At 67.2% G+C, this 1395-nt stretch carries 1 protein-coding gene; it reads right to left on the bottom strand.

Features of this window, described 5'->3' with window-relative positions; all coding sequences use genetic code 11:
- Positions 1 to 241: 241 nt before the first annotated feature.
- Positions 242 to 1279: a GDP-mannose 4,6-dehydratase gene (locus DXZ73_RS35980; protein ID WP_116215109.1), complete on the bottom strand. Its 1038-nt coding sequence runs from the start codon at positions 1277 to 1279 to the stop codon at positions 242 to 244.
- Between the last annotated feature and the right edge of the window lie 116 nt (positions 1280 to 1395).

Genomic DNA, 1395 nt, shown 5'->3' with positions numbered 1-1395 from the left:
CTTCGCCACGTTCAACTCAACCCATCTCAAGACCGACGGACAGCAGAGGATTTCGATGTGGGCATCCGGCACTCGGGATGGCTGTTCCACAGCGAACGATTCATCTGGAGGCCCCGCACGGGGCACTGCTCCACGTCCCGCACACCACGTGCCCAGTGTCGGCGGGCGTGGCCACGAAAACCCGTAGAGTCGGTCGACCCCGGGTCCGCGATGGGTGTGAGCAGGTGTTTTCCGGCGAGCCCTACCAGCCCGCCGCGGCGAGCAGCTCGCCGTGGTCGCGCTCGAGACCGGCCTGGCGGAGGTCGGACTCCACCATCATCCGCATCAGCTCCGCGAACTCGACCTCGGGCTCCCAACCCAGCTCGCGGCGGGCGTTGCCGTAGTCGGCGCACAGCGTCTCGACCTCGGCGGGCCGCACCAGCGCCGGGTCCACCACGACGTGCTCCTCCCAGTCCAGGTCCGCGGCCTCGAAGGCGATGCGTGCGGCATCCCGCACCGAGTGCATCCGGCCGGTGCCCACCACATAGTCCCTGGGCCTGTCCTGTTGCAGCATCAGGTGCATCGCACGGACGTAGTCCCCCGCGAAGCCCCAGTCGCGCACCGCGTCGAGGTTGCCGAGCAGCAGCTTTTCCTGCAGGCCCAGCTTGATCTGCGCGACCGCCAGGGAGATCTTCCGGGTCACGAACTCCGCGCCGCGACGGGGGGACTCGTGGTTGAAGAGGATCCCCGACACCCCGAACACCCCGTAGGACTCACGGTAGTTCTGGGTGATGTAGTGGCCGTACGCCTTGGCCACCCCGTAGGGGCTGCGCGGGTGGAAGGGGGTCTGCTCGCTCTGCGGCGACTCCACCACCTTCCCGAACATCTCCGATGAGGAGGCCTGGTAGAAGCGGATGTGGCCGTGGCCGTCGCCTCCGCCCGTGGACTTGCCCAGCCCGCTCACCATGCGGATGGCCTCCAGCATGCGCAGCACGCCGGTGCCGTTGACCTCAGTGACGAGCTCCGGCTGCTGCCAGGACATGGGCACGAAGGAGACGGCCCCGAGGTTGTAGACCTCGTCCGGCTGCACCAGGTCCACAGCCGAGACCAGGCTCCCCTGGTCCATCAGGTCACCGTCCACGAAGGAGAGGTCGGGTATCAGTTTGGCCACCCGGTCCTTGCGCGGGTTGGCCTGACCTCGGGTCAGACCCCATACCTGGTAGCCCTCGGCGAGCAGATGCTCGGCGAGATACGAGCCGTCCTGCCCGGTGATTCCGGTGATCAGCGCGCGCCTGGACATTCGGTCCCCTTTCACTGCCACGGACAAAGCCGGTCGAGGGCCACAGATCCTCACCCAACTCGGCAGGCTCACGGAATCACGGAGCGGGCTATGGAATTTCCGAGTCTTCGTCGCGG

This window comes from Streptoverticillium olivoreticuli subsp. olivoreticuli (assembly GCF_003391135.1).
In the GTDB taxonomy this organism is placed as follows: domain Bacteria; phylum Actinomycetota; class Actinomycetes; order Streptomycetales; family Streptomycetaceae; genus Streptomyces; species Streptomyces blastmyceticus.
This window is presented reverse-complemented; position numbering and strand designations above follow the sequence as displayed.